This window comes from Flavobacterium gelidicaeli (genome assembly GCF_013294005.1).
Taxonomy (GTDB): domain Bacteria; phylum Bacteroidota; class Bacteroidia; order Flavobacteriales; family Flavobacteriaceae; genus Flavobacterium.
This window is the reverse complement of sequence record NZ_JABSNK010000009.1, coordinates 1-20,536: the sequence shown is the minus strand read 5'-3', so window position 1 is coordinate 20,536 and position 20,536 is coordinate 1. Positions and strand designations below refer to the sequence as shown.

Annotated in this window: 12 protein-coding genes; all 12 read left to right on the top strand. The window is 33.8% G+C overall.

What is annotated here, in order from left to right; all coding sequences use genetic code 11:
- The first annotated feature begins 5 nt into the window (after positions 1-5).
- The 12 genes from xylA (at position 6) to HNP99_RS13205 (ending at position 20,156) form a co-directional block, all read left to right on the top strand.
- Complete coding sequence (gene xylA / locus HNP99_RS13260; RefSeq protein ID WP_173835973.1) at positions 6-1,331, top strand: xylose isomerase; 1,326 nt, start codon at positions 6-8, stop codon at positions 1,329-1,331.
- Between the two features lie 182 nt (positions 1,332-1,513).
- Positions 1,514-2,932, top strand: a complete 1,419-nt coding sequence (gene xylE, locus HNP99_RS13255; protein ID WP_173853863.1) for a D-xylose transporter XylE — start codon at positions 1,514-1,516, stop codon at positions 2,930-2,932.
- A 38-nt stretch (positions 2,933-2,970) separates the two neighbouring features.
- On the top strand, positions 2,971-3,624 hold the full coding sequence (gene fsa, locus HNP99_RS13250; protein WP_173853862.1) for a fructose-6-phosphate aldolase: 654 nt from the start codon (positions 2,971-2,973) through the stop codon (positions 3,622-3,624).
- Between the two features lie 2 nt (positions 3,625-3,626).
- Complete coding sequence (locus HNP99_RS13245; protein ID WP_173853861.1) at positions 3,627-4,469, top strand: transketolase; 843 nt, start codon at positions 3,627-3,629, stop codon at positions 4,467-4,469.
- A 143-nt stretch (positions 4,470-4,612) separates the two neighbouring features.
- A complete protein-coding gene (locus HNP99_RS13240; protein WP_173853860.1) occupies positions 4,613-5,584 on the top strand; it encodes a transketolase family protein in 972 nt (323 codons plus the stop codon).
- Positions 5,585-5,743: 159 nt separating this feature from the next.
- Entirely contained in the window at positions 5,744-6,727 is a 984-nt protein-coding gene (locus HNP99_RS13235; RefSeq protein WP_173853859.1) for a Gfo/Idh/MocA family protein, read from the top strand.
- 87 nt (positions 6,728-6,814) lie between these two features.
- On the top strand, positions 6,815-7,789 hold the full coding sequence (locus HNP99_RS13230) for an aldose epimerase family protein (RefSeq protein ID WP_173853858.1): 975 nt from the start codon (positions 6,815-6,817) through the stop codon (positions 7,787-7,789).
- Between the two features lie 289 nt (positions 7,790-8,078).
- Entirely contained in the window at positions 8,079-12,248 is a 4,170-nt protein-coding gene (locus HNP99_RS13225) for a hybrid sensor histidine kinase/response regulator transcription factor (protein ID WP_254596864.1), read from the top strand.
- A gap of 617 nt (positions 12,249-12,865) precedes the next feature.
- The gene (locus HNP99_RS13220) at positions 12,866-15,997 is read left to right on the top strand and encodes a SusC/RagA family TonB-linked outer membrane protein (protein WP_173853857.1); all 3,132 of its coding nucleotides are present in this window, start codon (positions 12,866-12,868) and stop codon (positions 15,995-15,997) included.
- 13 nt (positions 15,998-16,010) lie between these two features.
- Complete coding sequence (locus tag HNP99_RS13215) at positions 16,011-17,543, top strand: RagB/SusD family nutrient uptake outer membrane protein (RefSeq protein WP_173853856.1); 1,533 nt, start codon at positions 16,011-16,013, stop codon at positions 17,541-17,543.
- Between the two features lie 18 nt (positions 17,544-17,561).
- Entirely contained in the window at positions 17,562-18,728 is a 1,167-nt protein-coding gene (locus tag HNP99_RS13210) for an IPT/TIG domain-containing protein (protein ID WP_173853855.1), read from the top strand.
- Positions 18,729-18,806: 78 nt separating this feature from the next.
- On the top strand, positions 18,807-20,156 hold the full coding sequence (locus HNP99_RS13205) for an endo-1,4-beta-xylanase (RefSeq protein WP_254596863.1): 1,350 nt from the start codon (positions 18,807-18,809) through the stop codon (positions 20,154-20,156).
- The last annotated feature ends 380 nt before the right edge of the window (positions 20,157-20,536 follow it).

Sequence of the window (20,536 nt, the reverse complement as noted above, 5' to 3'; positions counted from 1 at the left end):
TAAAAATGGCAACTTTAGGAAATAAAGAATACTTCAAAGGAATTGGAGATATTAAATTTGAAGGAAAAGAATCTGACAACCCGTTAGCATTCAAATACTACAACCCAGACCAAGTGGTAGCTGGAAAAACAATGCGTGATCACTTTAAGTTTTCTATCGCATATTGGCATACCTTCTGTGGGCAAGGTTCAGATCCTTTTGGACCTGGAACACAAAATTTCCCTTGGGACCAACCTACAGATGCGCTTACAGCTGCAAAAGAAAAAGCAGATGCTGCATTTGAATTTACTACAAAAATGGGATTTGGTTACTACTGTTTCCATGATTATGATTTGATTCAAGAGGGTGCTACTTTCAAAGAATCAGAAAGTAGATTGGCAGCAATCACAGAGTATTTGAAAGAGAAACAAGCAGCTTCAGGAGTAAAATTACTTTGGGGTACTGCAAATGCTTTTTCTAATCCTCGTTACATGAATGGTGCAGCAACTAATCCTGACTTTAATGTATTGGCTAGAGCTGGTGGTCAAATTAAATTGGCTATGGATGCAACAATTGCTTTAGGTGGTGAGAACTACGTATTCTGGGGTGGACGTGAAGGTTATATGTCTTTACTAAATACAGATATGGGTAGAGAATTAGACCACATGGGACAATTCTTGAGAACGGCTCGTGATTATGGTCGTGCTCAAGGTTTCAAAGGGAATTTCTTAATTGAACCAAAGCCTATGGAGCCAACAAAACATCAATATGATTTTGATACTGCAACTGCAATTGGGTTCTTACGCGCACAAGGATTAGAGAAAGATTTCAAAATCAATATCGAAGTAAATCATGCCACATTAGCACAACATACTTTCCAACACGAAATTGATGTTGCTGCTCAAGCAGGAATGTTAGGAAGCTTAGATGCTAACCGTGGTGATTACCAAAACGGATGGGATACTGACCAGTTTCCAAATAACATTCAAGAGACTACCGAAGCTATGTTGGTTTTCTTAAAAGCAGGTGGTCTTCAAGGTGGTGGGGTTAATTTTGATGCAAAAATCAGAAGAAACTCAACTGATATGGATGATGCTTTCCATGCACACATTGGTGGAGCAGATACGTTTGCAAGAGCATTATTGACTGCAGATAAAATTATCACATCATCGGCTTATGATAAGTTAAGAGCAGACCGCTACAGTTCATTCGATACTGGAAACGGAAAAGCATTTGAAGATGGAAAACTATCAATGCAAGATTTATACAAAATTGCACATGAAAATGGCGAGCTTAACTTGCAAAGTGGTAAGCAAGAATTATTTGAAAATATAATTAACCAATATATTTAATCAACCATTTTATTTTTTTGATTTGTGTTTAGCAGTAGAGAGAAGTAGTTTGTTGACTACTTCTCGTTGCTGTTTTAATACTTTTCGAATATAAATTTTACTACTACTACTACTACTACTATTAGTACACTTATATTCAACTACAATAAATTTTATAGCTAACCATTAATTAAAATAAATATATGTCAACAGCATCAAATTCTGCCTATCTATGGAGACTTACTTTAGTGGCAACACTTGGAGGACTTCTTTTTGGATATGATACAGCAGTTATTTCAGGAACAGTAAGTTCTTTAGAGAAATTCTTTGTACTCCCTTTCGGACTTTCAGAGGTGGCGTCTAATGCTCGACTTGGATTTTTAGTCTCTAGTGCATTAATAGGTTGTATCATAGGTGGTGTTTTTGGAGGAGTGATAAGCAAGAAATATGGCCGTAAAAACGGACTAATATTGGCTGCAGTTTTATTTCTAATTTCAGCTTTAGGTTCTGCAATGCCTGAGATGTTTGTAAAACCTATAGGTCAAGGTGACCATACTTTTTACAGTCTTTTCATAGTCTATAGAATCATTGGTGGAATAGGAGTGGGCTTAGCGTCGATGTTATCGCCTCTTTACATATCTGAAATTGCACCTGCACGTAATCGCGGGAAGTTAGTTTCAATGAATCAATTTGCTATTGTTTTTGGTATGCTAGTAGTTTATTTTGTTAACTATTTTATAGCACGTCAAGGTGATGCTACTTGGTTAAATGCAATTGGGTGGAGATGGATGTTTGCTTCAGAGGTGGTGCCAGCTGTTCTCTTTTTAGTATTCTTATTTTCGGTTCCAGATACGCCTAGATCTTTAGTACTACAATCTAAACCTGAAAAAGCTTTGGATGTACTTATTAAAGTAAACGGTCCTGAAGAGGCTAACATGATATTAAATGACATTCAAAATACAGTCACTAAGCATTCAGGTAAGTTGTTTTCTTATGGATTATCGGTGATTGTTATTGGTATTTTTCTTTCCGTTTTTCAACAATTTGTGGGCATCAATGTAGTATTATACTATGCGCCAGAAATTTTTAAAAGCATGGGGTCAGGAACAGATACGGCTTTGCTACAAACTATAATAGTAGGAGCAATAAATCTAATATTCACTGTTCTAGCAATTCAAACAGTTGATAAAATTGGTCGTAAGCCTTTAATGATTATTGGAGCACTAGGAATGGCCTTAGCAATGTTTGCGCTAGGTACAGCATTTTTTACACACTCTATGGGTGTCTTTGCATTGATTTGTATGCTTGTTTATGTTGCAGGATTTGCCATGAGTTGGGGTCCAGTAACTTGGGTTTTACTAGCAGAAATTTTCCCGAATAATATTAGAGGTAAAGCATTAGCCGTGGCCGTAGCAGTGCAATGGGTAGCAAACTATCTTGTGTCTTGGTCTTTTCCTATAATGGATAAAAATAGCGAATTGATCGCATTGTTTAATCATGGTTTTGCCTACTGGGTTTATGGAGTTATGGGAATCTTAGCGATGCTGTTTGTTTGGAAATTTGTACCAGAGACTAAGGGGAAAACTCTAGAGGAAATGAACCAATTATGGGATAATAAATAAAAAAAAATTAAACTAAAAACTAACTAAAATAACTAAAAATGAAATTTTTTATAGATACAGCAAATTTAGCTGAAATTGCAGAAGCACAAGCCTTAGGAGTATTAGATGGAGTAACTACAAATCCATCGTTAATGGCTAAAGAAGGTATCACAGGTGCAGATAATATCTTGAAGCATTATGTGAAAATTTGCGAAATAGTGGACGGTGACGTATCTGCAGAAGTTATTGCAACAGACTATGAAGGAATGATTAGCCAAGGAGAAGAATTAGCTGCTTTGCACCCACAAATCGTGGTAAAATTACCAATGATTGCTGCAGGAATTAAAGCATGTAAATATTTCTCTGATAAAGGAATTAGAACGAATGTAACTCTTGTGTTTTCAGTAGGTCAAGCATTATTAGCGGCTAAAGCAGGTGCTACTTATGTATCGCCTTTCTTAGGAAGATTAGATGATATTTGTACCGATGGAATGGCTTTAATTGCCGAAATCAGACAAGTATATGATAATTACGATTTTGGAACGCAAATTCTTTCTGCTTCTGTTCGTAACACAATGCATGTAATCAATTGCGCTAAAGTTGGTTCAGATGTTATGACAGGTCCATTATCTTCAATCACAGGATTATTAAAACACCCATTGACAGATAGCGGATTAGCACAATTTTTAGCAGATTACCAAAAAGGAAACTAATTATGGAAATTTCACAATTACAAGATAATGTATCTCAAACAAGAAGAGATATTTTAAGAATGGTACACAAAGTAAACTCGGGACATCCTGGGGCTTCTTTGGGTTGTACGGAGTTTTTAGTAGCATTGTATAATGAACTAATGGTATTGAAGCCAGAATTTGAAATGGTAGGTCAAGATGAAGACTTATTCTTTCTTTCTAATGGTCATATCTCACCAGTTTTTTATAGTGTTCTAGCACGACGTGGTTATTTTCCTGTTTCGGAATTAAGTACTTTTAGATTATTAAATTCAAGATTGCAAGGGCACCCAACAACGCACGATGGTTTACCTGGCGTACGTATTGCTTCAGGATCTTTGGGTCAAGGATTGTCTGTGGGGATTGGTGCAGCACAAGCAAAAAAACTAAATAAAGACACTAATTTAGTCTATACACTTCACGGTGACGGAGAATTGCAAGAAGGCCAAAACTGGGAAGCAATCATGTATGCTTCTGCAAAGAAAGTGGATAATCTTATTGCTACAATCGACTTTAACGGGCAACAAATCGATGGTTCTACAGACACTGTTTTGTGCATGGGAAGTTTGAAAGATAAATTTCTAGCTTTTGATTGGGATGTGATCGAAATCAAAGAAGGAAATAATATTGAAGCAGTTATCGCTGGAATGAAAGAAGCCAAATCAAGAACTGGAAAAGGAAAACCAGTTTGTGTTTTGTTGCATACAATGATGGGGAATGGTGTTGATTTTATGATGCATACACATGCATGGCACGGAAAAGCACCTAGTGATGAGCAATTAGCAAACGCATTAGGACAAAATCCAGAAACTTTGGGGGATTATTAGAAAGTTTTCAGTCTCAGTATTCAGTCTCAATAGTAGTTTTCAGTTTCTTTGATTGCTGGTTAAACACTGGGATTAGTGATCAGTTTTCAGATTGTCGCTAAAATCTTTCTATTATTCTTTTTTTAATCTTTGAATTTACAACAATGAAAAAATATACATTTACCGAACAAAAAGACACACGCTCTGGTTTTGGAGCAGGTCTTGCCGAATTAGGAAGAACAAATCCTAATGTTGTTGCACTTTGTGCGGATCTTATTGGTTCGCTTAAAATGGAAAAATTTATTGAAGAAAACCCAGAACGTTTTTTTCAAATTGGTATTGCCGAAGCAAATATGATTTGTATTGCAGCAGGACTTTCTATCGGTGGCAAGATTCCGTTTACAGGAACATTCGCCAACTTTTCAACAGGAAGAGTGTACGATCAAATTCGTCAATCTGTTGCGTATTCTGATAAAAATGTAAAAATTTGTGCTTCTCACGCAGGATTAACTTTGGGTGAAGATGGAGCAACGCATCAGATATTAGAAGATATCGGAATGATGAAAATGTTGCCGGGGATGACCGTTATTAATACCTGTGATTACAACCAAACAGAAGCAGCTACTATTGCAATTGCTGAACACCACGGCCCAGTATATTTACGTTTTGGACGTCCAGTGGTGCCAATATTTATGCCTAAATATACCGATGTTGCAAACGAAAATAAATTTGTAATTGGAAAAGCTATTCAATTAACTGAAGGTACAGATGTAACTATTGTTGCTACAGGACATTTGGTTTGGGAAGCTTTACAAGCATCTGAGCAATTAGAAGCTATGGGTATTAGTGCCGAAGTAATTAACATTCACACGATAAAACCATTAGATGATGCAGCAATTTTAAAATCGGTTGCAAAAACAGGCTGTATTGTAACTTGTGAAGAGCACAATTATTTAGGAGGTTTAGGTGAAAGTGTCGCGGGATTATTATCCTTAAATACGCCTACACCACAAGAGTATGTGGCTACCAAAGATACTTTTGGCGAAAGCGGAACTCCAGCACAATTAATGGCAAAATATGGTTTGAATAGTGAAGCTATTTTAAAAGCCGTTGAAAAAGTAATGAGTCGTAAATAAATTACCGTTGACTATCATCAGTGATTCTGGTGAAGTCTGGCATCAATAGACGTTGACTTTAATCAACGGTTCTTATTAAATTGCAATAGGGCTTTAGCCAAAACATTTATGTTCCTTTGGCTAAATCCTTACACATTTCAACTTTTAAAAATTATCAAGATGAGCGAAAATAAAATCAAATGGGGAATTATAGGTTTGGGGAATATCGCTGAGCAATTTGCACGTGATTTAGCTTTGGTTGAAAATGCACAGTTGTATGCTGTAGCGTCTCGATCACTAGAAAAAGCAACCGAATTTGGCACTACGTTTAGTGCTGTAAAAAGCTACGGAGATTACGATTCGCTCATTAACGATGATCAAGTTGATATCATTTATATTGCTACGCCACATGATTCGCATGCTAGTTTGAGCATACAGGCACTAAATGCTAAAAAGCATGTGCTTTGCGAAAAACCAATTGCGATCAACTTTGTACAAGCTTCGAAGATGATTGCAGCTTCTAGAAAAAACAATCGTTTTTTTATGGAGGCTTTCTGGACCCGATTCAATCCTACTTTTACAGCTGTTTTATCAAAAATAAGAACGGGTGAATTAGGGAAAATACAATACATAAATGCTGATTTTGGTTTTATAATGAACAATGGTCAAAACCGCCTAGAAGATGTGAATCTGGGCGGTGGATCATTATTAGACATGGGTGTTTATCCCTTGTTTTTATCCTATATGATTTTGGGAAAACCCGAAAACATTGCGGCATCTTCACTCTTTTACGAAGGCGGAGCCGACAAACAAACCACCATGCTTTTGAATTATCCAAATGCACAAGCGGTTTTACATAGTAGTTTTATCGCTAGAACCAATATGCATGCTACGATAAGCGGTGAAAAAGGGCGTATTGTAATTGATCCTATGTGGCATGAAGCTCAGAGTTTTTCTATATTTAATGATGATGAGGAAACAAAAATTCTTCTACCTACAAAAGGAAAAGGTTTTACCTATGAAATTGAAGAATGTCATAAATGCATCGCTGCAAATAAAATTGAAAGCAAAATGTGGTCACATCAAAATAGTATAGACCTCATTACGATTGCAGACCAAGTACGAAAAGAGGCAGGAATTGTTTACCCTGCTGATACTATTTAATTTATTAAAGCATTCACAGCAACGATGTAATTTTTGAAATTAGGATTACTATTTCTATCAAAATAACTTACTATTAAAACACATTAAATGAACACTCTGGCATTATATACTCTAAAGAATAAAAACGGAATGGAACTTGAAGTTTCTAATTTTGGCGTGACAATTATTAGTTTAAAAGTTCCTAATAATTCAGGCACTGTAACTAATGTAGTCGTAGGTTTAGAAGATGCTCAAGAGTATATCAAAGCACCTTATACTGATGTTACTCTGTTTTTAGGAAGTACAGTAGGTCGTTATGCTGGAAGAATATCTAAAGGGAAATTTGAAGTTGACGGCAAAGTATATCCATTAGAACATAATGATGGTGTTCACTTGCACGGAGGGGAAGGATTTGATAAAAAGTATTGGAGCTTAAAATCACAAACTGATACTACAGTTGTTTTGACGTATGTGAGTCCGCATTTAGAGAATGGATATCCTGGAGAATTAAAAGTAGAAGCTTCATTTGAAATTACGGATTCTAATAGTTTAAAGATTAGTTATTCGGCGAGTACTGATCAGGCTACACCAGTTAATTTAACGATTCATCCTTATATAAATGTTAACGGTTCAGGTACTGTTTTAGATCAAGAATTGTATATTAATAGCACGCAACATCTAGAAGTTGATGCGCAATTAATTCCGTCAGGACGTATTTTGGAATCAGTAAATACGGCTTTTGATTATACTATTTCTTCAAAAATTAACAAACCTACATTTAAAGGATTTGATGATACGTTTGTGATGGGCGAGGGTCACTTGAAGGCAAGTTTGTATTCGTCTCAATCTGGAATTAAAATGAATGTCTACCATAATCAACCAGCAATGGTTATTTATACTCCCAAACAATTTCCTAATTTGCAATTCAAAAATAATTTGGGTGAAGGTCCTTTTCCAGCAATTTGTTTTGAACCTCAAAACTTTCCTGATGCACCTAATAATAGCCATTTTCCAAATTCAATTTTGAAACCAAATGAAACCTATCATAACGACATCGTATTAGAGTTTCAAGTAATACAATAAAAAGAGGAGCACTATCCCTAGGTTGCTTGACCAGTTTATCATTGGAAACGAGATTATGGAGATGAAATTTCTTATTTGATCAAAATTAAGGACTTAACTTTCGATAAAAAAAAATTAAAGAGGAGCTACAAGCTTTTTTAAAATGTTAAAATTAACTTAAAATAAGATTGCACTATTGTTGCTTATTCGAATCAGTTATTTGATATTTACCATCTCATGCATTTTCTCTAGAACATATTTATTTAATTAAAATCGATACTATAATTTTTAACCATCACTTATTTTGAAAATGATTAAAACGTTCCCATTTTTTAAGATAGTCATCTTGTTTATCATGTTGAGTGTAGTTACTAATGTGGCACATTCACAAAAATTGTATGAAGGTTATCAATTTATAAATATAAATGAGGGAATTTCTAAAAGAGGAGTTTCTTGTATTACTCAGGATCAATATGGGTATATGTGGATTGGTACTTTTGGTGCTGGTTTGTATAAATATGATGGAATAAGTTATACTGTTTTCGAAAATGATTGGCAAAAAGATAGTTCTATTATAAGCAACATAATCTACTGTACTTATGTTGATTCAAACAATAAATTATGGGTTGGTACTGATCAGGGATTGTGTTTTTACAATCGAGAACTCAATAAATTTGAAACTATTGATCTTAAAATAAAGCAATTAAAGGGCGGTAAAAGTGATGTTCCTGTAAAAAGTATCATTCAAGACAATTCAGGCAATTTGATTATTGGGACTTTCGGGAGAGGTATTTTGAAATTCAATTTAAAAACATCAATTATATCCTTTATAGATTCAGAAGTGGTCACTTATACTAATTATCAGGTAAATTGCTTTACTAAGGCTGCAGATGGTACAATTTACGTGGGAACTAGTTTTGGATTAAAGTCTTTGCAAGCTGGTTCTAAAATCATGAAAAATGTCCGCAATGCAACCGGAGAAACCTTGGTCAATGAACATATAGAATCCATTGTTTTAGATCGAAAGCAAAATATATGGTTAGGAACTTTTTATAATGGATTAGTTAAAGTATCCAAAGATGCGGCTGGATTTTCTCAAAAATCATTTCCAATAACCAAGAAAAGAGTCATGGCACTACTGCAAGGAGAAGGCAATTCCATCTTGTGCGCAACAGAAAATGATGGCTTATTTCTGGTAGATGAGCAAGGAGTGATTCTTAAAAAGTACATCAACAACAAAGCGGAGAACAATAGTTTAAAATCAAATTCGGTTTGGTCCCTATTTGCCGATAAAGAAAATAGAGTTTGGTTGGGCTACTACAATCAAGGAGTTGATGTTTTTGATAAATTATACAGTAAGTTTAATGCTATAGGTAGCACTACTTACAATAAAGAAAATGCGCTTCAAGCGAAGTCAGTAACAAGTATTGCAAAGGACAAATCGGGTAAATTATGGATCAGTCTTGAAGGTGGAGGCGTTGATTATTATGATCCAATTACGAATAATAATAAACATATTAACAGTAAAAACGCATCTTTTTTATCGGGTTTAAAAAGTGATGATATCCAAACCGTTTTTATAGATAGTAAAGAAAATGTTTGGTTAGGTAGCTGGAATGATGGGATTTATTTTTTAAAAAAAGGGACAAATAGTTTTGTGAATTTCAATACTAATAATACTTCAGGTATAATCTCAAACAGAATGCTAAGCTTCTCTGAAGATTCTAATGGAGTCATCTGGATTGGTACGTATTTACGAGGTTTACACTATTATGTTCCTTCTGAGAATAAATTTTATCATTGTGATACAGCTCCATTTTCATTAAATGGACTAACAAATGGAGATGTTCGAAAAATTTTAGTGGATTCGAATGATAGGATTTGGGTAGGATCGACCTTGGGATTATTTCGGGTTTCGCATGATGAAAATTTTAATTTTTCGGTAGTGGCCTTGAAAAATCAAATGATGACGGACATAAAAATGCAAAAAAACCAGTCAGTTTTATCCTTGTATGAGTCTCAAAACAAACATATTTGGATTGGTACTGATGGTGCAGGATTATTTAGTTACAATCCTGCAGCTAATAAGTTTGATTACTATTATAATTTTAAGGGCTTAGTCGAGAAGTCAGTTGCTGCAATCGTTGAGGATCAAGAGGGTGCTATCTGGATTAGTGGAAAAGCGGGAATCACCAAAGTGGATTTAAAGAAAAAAAACGCGATAAACTTTACAAAAGATGATGGACTTTTAGACAATGATTTCAATAATAATTCAGTTTTAAAAGACAAAAATGGTGATTTGTACTTTGGTAGTTACGAAGGAATCAATTATTTCAACCCAAAACAAATAGTAAAAAGTACCAAGCAACCTTTGTTATATTTTAGTGATTTAAAATTATTCAATAAGTCAGTGGGTCCTAATGATGCTGATTCACCACTTACAAAGGTAATATCAGAGACTGAATACCTAGTTTTGACAAATGATCAATCGGTTTTTACTATCGAATATGTAGGTTTGAATTATGCGCATCCTGGTAAAAATGAGTATGCTTATTATTTAGAAGGATTTGAAAAAGAATGGAATTTTGTAGGTGGTAAACGTGCAGCTACTTATACTAATTTACCTGCAGGAAAATATATTTTTAATGTAAAATCAGCCAAAAGAGGCGGAGTCTGGAGTGCAAAACCATTGCAATTGCACATTGAGGTGCTACCACCATTCTGGCGTACAAATTTTGCTTATTTTTTATATGTATTGGCTTTTATCTTGGTATCTATTTACATGAAGAAATTTTTACAAAGGAGATTTGAGGAAAAACAAGCTATTCAATTTGAAAGAGATAAAGCCGTTCAAATCGAAAAATTAAATGCTAAGAAATTACAGTTTTTCACAAATATTTCTCATGAGTTTAGAACGCCACTTACTTTGATTATTAATCCATTAGAAGATATTTTAAAAAATAAAAGTTTTGGTTTACCTCCTGAAGTCCTAAATAAACTGTTTGTTATTCATAAAAGTTCAGATCGTTTATCACGCTTGATTAATGAATTAATGGACTTCAATAAATTACAGTTTAATAAAATGGCGTTGCATGTGCAACTAATAGAAGTGGTGAGTTTTACTCAAAATATTGTTAGTTATTTTGAAGAGGAAGCCGCTAGTAGATCCATCAATTTACAGTTTGAATCTACCGTTGATTCTCTTCAAGATTGGTTAGATCCTAAGATGTTTGAAAAAATTATTTTCAATATTATTTCTAATGCATTCAAAGTAACTGCTGACAATGGGAAAATAAAAGTGAGTATCAACGCATCACAAAAAATGATTTTTTTACCATTGGCTAATACTCAAAACAAAGTAGAAACATTTGAAATAGCCATTGAAGATACGGGTGCGGGATTGAACAAGAAAGAAATTAAACGCATTTTTGATCGTTTTTACCAAGTTAACAATCTTAATAAAACCTACTATGGTAGCACAGGAATAGGGCTTGAGGTAGTGCGTGGTTTTGTCGAATTGCACAAAGGTAAGATTGAAGTAAATAGTACATTGGGGGTGGGAACCACGTTTACTGTGGTATTTCCGTTAGGTAATGAATATTTTACCGAAGCTGAAATTCTAGATGAGGAACATCAAGTAGTATTGAGAGAGTCAATTAAAAAAGTAGTGGTCGATGAAAAAGCAGCAAGCAATACAGTAGCCATTACAAACGAAATTACGCATACTATATTAATCGTCGAAGATAATACCGAATTGCGAAATTACTTGAAAGACGAATTGAAAAAAAGTTATAAAGTAATTGTTGCCGAAAATGGTCAAAAAGGGTTTGAATTAGCTAAACAAAAATTGCCCGATTTGATTTTGACAGATGTGATTATGCCTGTAATGAATGGTCTTGAATTATGTAAAGCGGTAAAAGCCGATTTAAAAACGAGTCACATTCCATTGTTGATGCTTTCTGCAAAAGCTTTGGTTCAGGACAAGTTAGAAGGAATCGATTCTGGAGCAGACATGTACATGAGTAAACCCTTTGATATGGATGTTTTAAAATCCAGTTTAGGGCAGTTAATCAACAGTAGGCAAATCATGTTTGATAAATTTTATAAAGGAATTACCAAGAACACGAAAGAAAAAACAACTACTCTTGATAATGATTTTATACAAAAGACATTAACTTTTATTCATGAAAATATTAGTGACTCTGATTTGAGTGTGGAGGTTTTAGCTTCAAAAGTTTTTCTAAGTAGGAGTCAGTTGTATCGAAAAATTAAAACGTTAACTGGAGTTTCAGTAAATGAATTTATCCGAAATGTCCGATTGGAGAAAGCAAAAGAACTTATACAATTAGGAGATAGCAATATCAACGAAATAAGTTATATAGTGGGCTTTGCATCGCCGTCATATTTTACTAAATGTTATAAAGCAAAATATGGACACTTGCCTACAAAAATGGATAATGATGCAACAGATTCAGAATAAAAAATTGTTGTTAAGTACCAAAAGAGTTCAAATTGAACTCTTTTTTTTTGGTTTATAATTCAAAAAATTCAGTTTGAAAATAATGTAAGAATACAAATGTTTGGTTTCATATTTCTTTGTTTATTTGGAGATAAAGTCGGTGTAACTTGCTAATTTATATTTTTTATGATAATTATGAAGTGTGTAATAAAAAGGTGTTTTTTTTTTTACTTAATTAAAAATAAAATAAAACGATTGCTAATTACTTAAAAAATAGATTTTTCATTGTAATATTCTTAATGTCCCGAAATCATTGAGATGGAAAGAGGGTAATGCATCAAATGAACTAGATTTTGCATCATTTGTACTATATAATAGGTCCACTCTTACTCTATTTTTGACTCTGTAAACTAATTATAAAGACAAACTGATTTTTTAATTAAACCATTAACACACAAACCATGCGGGGAAAATTAAATTTTATTATTTCAAATGAACGGCTGTCAAAAAGAGGCTAAAAAAAACGACAAGGTTCGTTTTGAAAATGAGATATATTAACAATGATTTTAGAATTATAAAAATTAAATATTTTGATAATAAGTAAAAACAATTAACTAACGAATAAAAACCAATTTAATATGATGATCAAGCTAAAATTCGCACTAATAGCGTTGGCAATGATTTGCACACAGACAGTGCTGTCGCAAACCAAGACCATTAAAGGGGTCGTAACAGATCAGGCTCGATTGCCTTTGCCTGGTGTAAATGTTTCAGTAAAAGGGACGGCTACAGGAGTTGTAACAAACTCAGACGGTTCTTTTGCTCTAGATAAAGTTCCTGCAAACTCTAGGATTATTTTTAGTTTTATAGGGTTTGCCTCTAAAGAAGTTGCAGCAGATAATAAAAGTACTATCAATGTCACTCTAACTGAAGATACAAATAACCTAGACGAGGTTGTAGTGATTGGTTATGGTTCTGTAAAGAAAAAAGATGTAACAGGAGCTGTTTCTACCGTTAGTGCAAAATCAATCAAGGACCAACCCTTTACAGGGATAGATCAAGCATTGCAAGGAAAAGTTTCTGGGGTAACGATAACTCAAAATTCAGGAACTCCCGGAGGTGGTGTTTCCATTAGAATACGTGGAATCGCTTCGTTATCAGGAAATGAGCCTTTATATGTTGTAGATGGTGTACCTATTAATGGAGGAGACAATAATGACTCTTTTAATTACAACTCTTTGGGAGGTGCAAACGGACAAACTAAGTCAAGTGCTTTAACAGCGATAAATCCATCAGATATTGAATCAATGGATATTCTTAAAGATGCTTCGGCAACTGCGATTTATGGTTCTAGAGGATCTAACGGAGTTGTTTTGATTACAACTAAAAAAGGAAAAAAAGGAAAATCGGTAATCTCTTATGAAACCTACACAGGTGTACAGCAGGTTACTAAATTCTTAGATGTTCTTAATTTACAAGATTTTGCAAAATACAGAGCAAGTGTAAGTACAGAATTAGGACAACAAATTCCATATGAGTTTCAAAATCCTGAAATACTAGGAAAAGGAACAGACTGGCAAAAAGAAATTTTTAGAAATGCTCAGATGCAAAATCATCAGATCACTATTTCAGGCGGAAAAGACAATACAAGATATTATACGTCATTAAATTATTTTGAACAAGATGGTATTGTAATTAATACTGGTTTCAAAAGGTATTCTATGCGATTGAATATTGATACTAAAGTTAACGATTGGTTCAAAATAGGAAACAATGTTACTTTATCAAATACACAACAAAAAATTGCCTTTAACGATACTGAAGATGGTGTGATTAGTACTGCCGTATCGCAATCTCCTAATATTCCTGTACGCTATTCTGATGGGACTTTTGGTGGACCAATAGAAGGTTTTGGTAATACATCGGCTTCAAATCCTGTAGCTACAGCTTTGACTAAAGGAAACAATCTTGCAAAATATAAAATTGTTGGAAGTCTTTTTGGCGAAATTTCATTTTCTAAAGATTTGGCTTTTAAATCTGTTTTAGGATATGACTTTAATACAACTAATGGTTCTGTTTTTTACCCAGATATTACAATAGGTACAACAAGTACAAGTAGTGTGTCTGTTAAGCAACAAAATCAAAGTATGTTCTGGACATTACAAAATTACTTTACGTATTCTAAAACTTTTGGTAGACACAATGTTGTTGCTTTATTAGGTCAAGAAGCGCAAGAGTCTAAATATGAAGGGATTTCTGGTACAAGAACTGGGTTTTTATCAAATGATATTACTACGCTAGGTCTTGGAGATGCTAAAACGGCTACAAATGGTAATTATAAAGGGACAAATAGTTTAAACTCTTATTTTGCTCGTTTAAATTATTCCTTTAATGATAAATATTTGCTAACAGCTACAGTACGTTCAGATTCCTCTTCTAACTTTGGAGATGGTTATAAAACAGGTTATTTTCCTTCTTTTGCTGCGGGTTGGGTAATTAGTAATGAGCCTTTTTTCGAAGGACTTAAAGATGTGGTTAATCACGCAAAATTTAGAGCGGGTTATGGAGAAGTTGGGAATCAAAATATAGGAAGTTACAAATACGGTTCATCAATTGTAAGTTTTCCTACGGGTTTTGGAACTGGTTTTGCACAAGAAAATATTCAAAACCCAACGGTACAATGGGAAACAACCAAAGCATCTAACTTTGGTGTAGAAGTAGGATTCTTTAAAGATGCCTTACGTTTAGAAGTTGATTATTATAAAAAAGTGTCAAGTGATTTCTTATTCAGTGAGCCAGTACCTGCTTATTTAGGTACAAATCCACAACAAGGAAATTTAGGTCTAGGAGCGAAAGTAATTAACCTTGGTGATATCGAAAATAAAGGATGGGATGTTACCTTAAACACAAGAAATATTTCAAATGATAACTTTAACTGGAATTCATCTTTTATATTTTCGACATTTAAAAATAAGCTAACGTCTTTTGGAGATAATAATTCAGCTATATATAGAAATTTCCAATTTAATAATACAATAACAAAAACAGGAGTAGGATCACCTGTAGGTCAGTTTTTTGGGTATCAAGTTGATGGAATTTACAAATCTGAAAAAGATATAGCAGATAGCCCTACGCCGGATAATGAAGTTGGTGCAAATGGTAAAGTATGGGTTGGTGATATAAAATTTAAAGATATCAATGGTAATGGGAAAATTGATGCTGGTGACAGAACTAATATAGGAAATCCAATTCCGGATTTTACGTATAGTGTAATCAATAATATCACGTACAAAAATCTTGATCTATCTATTGTTTTTCTAGGAACTCAAGGAAATAAAATTTACAACTGGACTAGAAAACTTACTGAAAGTTTGGGAGGAACAGGTGGACCGTATTCAAACCAAAGTGCTGATGTAAACAATCGTTTCATAGCTGGTGTGAACGAAAACACAAACATACCAAGATATGTAAATGGAGATCCTAATGGAAACAGTAGAGTATCTGACCGTTTTGTAGAGGATGGTTCTTATTTAAGGTTACAAAATGTAACTTTTGGGTATACCATGCCTGAGGAATTCATTAGTAAAACTAAATTTTTCAGTAAATTAAGAATATACATGACAGGACAAAACTTGTTCACAATCACAAATTATTCTGGATTAGATCCTGCTGTAGGTTCATTTAGTCAAGATGCCTTATTATCAGGTGTTGATAATGGACGTTATCCAGTAGCTAGAGTATTTACATTAGGTTTAAACTTAGATTTTTAAAAAAAATAACAACATGAAAAATTCAACTAAATATTTCGTGCTTTTGATAGCTGTATTTTTTACAGTATCGTGCTCAACAGAATTTTTAGACAATCCGCCAGAGGATAAATTAGTTTTAGATAATTTTTATACTTCAGATGGACAAGTATTAGGATCTGGTAGCGGACTTTATGGTCGTCCTTGGTTCTATTTTAATGAAAAGTTCGTTTACGGATTAGATACCTATGCTGGTAATTCTGTAGGTGCTTATTCTGATTTAGCTCAATTTGAGAACTTCTCTGTAAATTCAACTAATCAGTTTGTTTTTGAAGGATGGCAATCATTGTTTAATGTTGTAGCGCAGTCCAATACACTATTAAACAACTTAGAAAAAAATGTAGGACCAGCAACAACTCCTGAAGTGGTTGAAAGAGTAAAAGGAGAGGCTTATTTTATGAGAGCCACTGCTTACTTTTATTTGGTTAGAATCTTTGGTGCCGTGCCTATTTTAAATAAAATAGAGCAATACACAGACAAAGTTCCTACGTATAGAAATAATGTAGAGGATGTATACAAATTTATTATCAACGATTATAATGAGGCATACAAACGTTTACCATTAGTAACGGGGAATAGTTCTCTTGAAAGAGGTAGAGTCATAAAAAGTGCTTGTGACGGAATGTTGGCTAAAGTGTACATTACGCTAAAAGATTATCCAAATGCTAAAATTCATTCTGAAAATGTTATAAGAAGCGGTGATTACTCCCTTATTGATGATTATGGGTTGATGTTCAATAGTCCAGCAAATAATAACAGTAGAGAGTCAATATTCTCTTTGCAATGGGTAGGTTGTGTAGGATACGGATACGGTAATGCAGCGCAATCTTATATTACTCCAACATCAGAAATTACAGGAGATTATACAGGATGGAAAACTTTTGTACCTAGTATCGATTTGCGTAATGCGTATGAAGAGAATGATAAAAGAAGAAAATCTACTATTATGTTGCCTGGGGATTTTTATCCCGAATTAGTAACTAAAAAAGGAGGTTACACAGTAAGTCCTGGTGGTTTTGGTGGATCAATGGGTTTTAGAAAATATGTTATTGGTTCAACAGCTGAATTCGTAGGTGCTTGTCCACAACAAACCAATCAAAATACGACGATGTTGCGTTATGCTGAAGTATTATTAATTCACGCTGAGGCTATATTAGGTAATTCTTCTTCTACTGCATCAGCAGACGCTTTAGGATCATTTAATAAAGTGAGAACTAGAGCAGGATTGCCTGCAAAAACAAGTATTACGAAGAGTGATATTTTTAAAGAAAGAAGACTTGAATTGGTATTAGAAGGAGATTATTGGTTTGATTTAGTGAGAAGAGACAGAGCGGAAGCGATAAATATTATTTCAAATCAGGAAAGAGGAGCATACAGTAATATTGCTTTATTAGAAGTAAATTCTAAAAAAGTAGTACCAACTGAAAATTCTTTCTTGATTCCAATTCCTGCTTCTGAATTAGATGCTAACCCACTTCTTAGAGAGACTCCAGTTCCTTTTCAATTTTAATAATTAAAATATAAAACAATGAGTAAAATAATAAAAAATAGTAGACATTTTCTAGGATTCCTGATTGTTTGCTTAGCGCTATCATCATGCTCAAATGATAATGATTCTGGTGCTGCAGCAATGTTGGAAGGGGTGTATAGTTTAGACAATACAACCTCTCCACCAACTGAAAATAAGGATAAAGGCTATCCTGGGGATTTAGTAAAAATAGAAGGATCAGGATTAAGTAATGTTAAAACAGTTGAATTTGACAATACAGTTAATGTAATTTTTAATCCACAATTGAGCTCTGATTTATCGTTGTTTTTTAATGTTCCTTTTGATGATAAAAAAGGAAGCCGATTTGGAGTTCAAGAATTAAAAATTACAAAAGGAAATGGTGAAGTAGTTGTTTCTAGTTTCGAAATTCTACAGCCAAAAGCAATAATTTCTGAAAAATTTGAACCTTTAGTTCCAAAAGTTGGAACTGTGGTAACGGTAAATGGGGGTTGGTTTTTCAACATTTCCTCTGTTAAGTTCGCAGGCGAAGCAGTTAGTTTTACTCGTATCAATTCTACTTCACTAACTTTTATGGTACCAACAAGTGCAATTGCAGGTGGTGATGTAGAAATTACAACGCCTGGAGGAACTACAAAAAGATTTTTAGACATAGATCAAGGATTTGATTTATATAAAGTGGCTGATTTTGATGGTGGTGGTTTGCGTCCCAACAATAATTGGGTAAAATATGGTGATGCAAATACACTTTCTTATTCAGACGTAGGAGGTACATCTGGAAAATATGCAGAATTTACTTGGGCAGGCGCCACTGCAAACGGATATAATGGAAGCCAATCTGATGCTGGAAATGCTTTATTGAGTGAAACGGCTACAGATGCTGATAAAGCATTCTATCTTATCGATGTAAATAGTGGAGGAGCGATAGGAACTAAAATTGATTTACTTCTTGTAGACAGTGATGGCGGAAACTGGGCGTATTCTTATACAATTGCAACTGCAGGATGGCAAACTATAGAGGTTAAAACTTCAGATTTCGGAGCTAATTATGATTCATCAGAGCAAGGTCAGGGAGATGTAAATCCTTCTAAAATAAACCAAGTTAAGATGACGATTAATCAAAATGGAGGAACACCAAATCCTTCTAAAGTTCAATTTGATAATATTAGATTTAAGGTTTTACGCTAGTTCGGTTTAGTGTAAATAATGTTAATTGTTAGAAAGGTTGCTGCATATAAGCAGCAACCTTTAAAAAAAAAAATATAGATGAAAAAAATGAAAATAAAACAAGCTTTGTTGTTAATCTGCTTAAGCTTATTTGTATTAAGCTGTTCTAAAAGTGATGAAGAAGTAGCAGTGATTGCTGGGGTACCTTCTGCATATGCTGCAGTGAATCTGACTGATTCTGGATTTACCGCTAACTGGACAAGAGTGTATCGTGCCGATAATTATTTGTTAGATGTATCTACAACGGCTGATTTCTCAACTCTTTTACCAAATTATAATGAATTATCAGTAAATGCTTTAACGATAGACATTGAAGGTTTAGATTCTGGTACTACTTATTATTATAGAGTAAGAGCGGTACGAGGGGAGTCAATTTCTGCATTTTCAAATGTGATCGTAACAGAAATAATCAGTACAGGTCCAGAACCCACAACGGCGCTAAAAGAAGCAGCTAATTTTAATGTAGGTATGATAGTAAGATCTAATCGACTAACGGGAATAACATCGGACATTATCTTAAGAGAATATGATAACATTACGTCTGAGTACGAAATGAAAATGGATCAAATGTATCCAAGTAAGGGGACGTATGACTTTACAGCTGTTGATAAAATTGTGAAGTATGCTACAGATAATAACTTAAATCTTCATGGACATGCTTTGATATGGCACAATTCAGTCCCAAGTTGGGTAACTAATTTTGTAGGTACAGATGCTGAGTTTGAGACCATGATTAAAGAGTATATTACTACCGTAGTAACACGTTACAAAGGAAAAGTAAAATCTTGGGACGTTGTTAACGAAGCTGTTGATGATGGTAGTGGAAACCCGTTAAGAAATTCAATTTTCAAACAAAAATTGGGAGACGATTATATTAAAAAATGTTACCAATGGGCTAGAGCTGCTGATCCTGCATGTAAATTGTTTTACAATGATTATAATTTCGCATCTTCTGCTACTAAAAGAGCTGCAATCTTTAAAATTGCTGATGATTTGAAAAAAGACAACCTTATTGATGGTTTAGGTGCACAAATGCATATTAGTTATAAAGGGCCTGCTGCTTCAGAAATTCAAGCTGTGGTTGATGGGACTGTTTCTAGAAATTTATTAATGCATTTTGCAGAATTAGATATTCAAGCTAACCCTGACAATAATTTAACTTCATTAACACCTGAAAGAGCTATTGAACAAAAAAACAAGTACAAAGAAGTAGTGAAGATTTTTAACGCTATTCCTGCAGCTAATCAGTATGCACTTACGGTTTGGGGAATGAGAGATAGTGAATCTTGGTTGCTAGATTTTTGGGGACATATTGATTGGCCTTTGATGTACAATGAAGATTACAGTGTAAAAAAATCACATACTGGTTTTCTTGAAGGATTAAAATAGTCATAAGCACTATATAGATTACGGACTCAGACCTCCAAATCACTTTTTTACTGACGAATTAGCAGCGAAATTGTGACTTGTAGGTAGGAGTCCGTTTTTTTGTGTCTTATCCTAAAGTAATATTAAAAGCGCATATTTGAGTGTTTTTTAGTCATGTTCAGATGAGCTATTTTAAAATAGGTATCTCTATTTAAAAGTCATTTTTTTTACGATTATCTAAATAATAATGAAGTTTTTTAAGGCTATTTATAATTTTTTAATAGTTATCAAAATTTACATTTTTATTCATTGTTGTCCGATAAAAAAAGAAGCCAAATTAATGGCTTCTTAAAATAATCGTAATTTAGAGTTGCAAAATTCAAATAACGATGGGTAAAAAT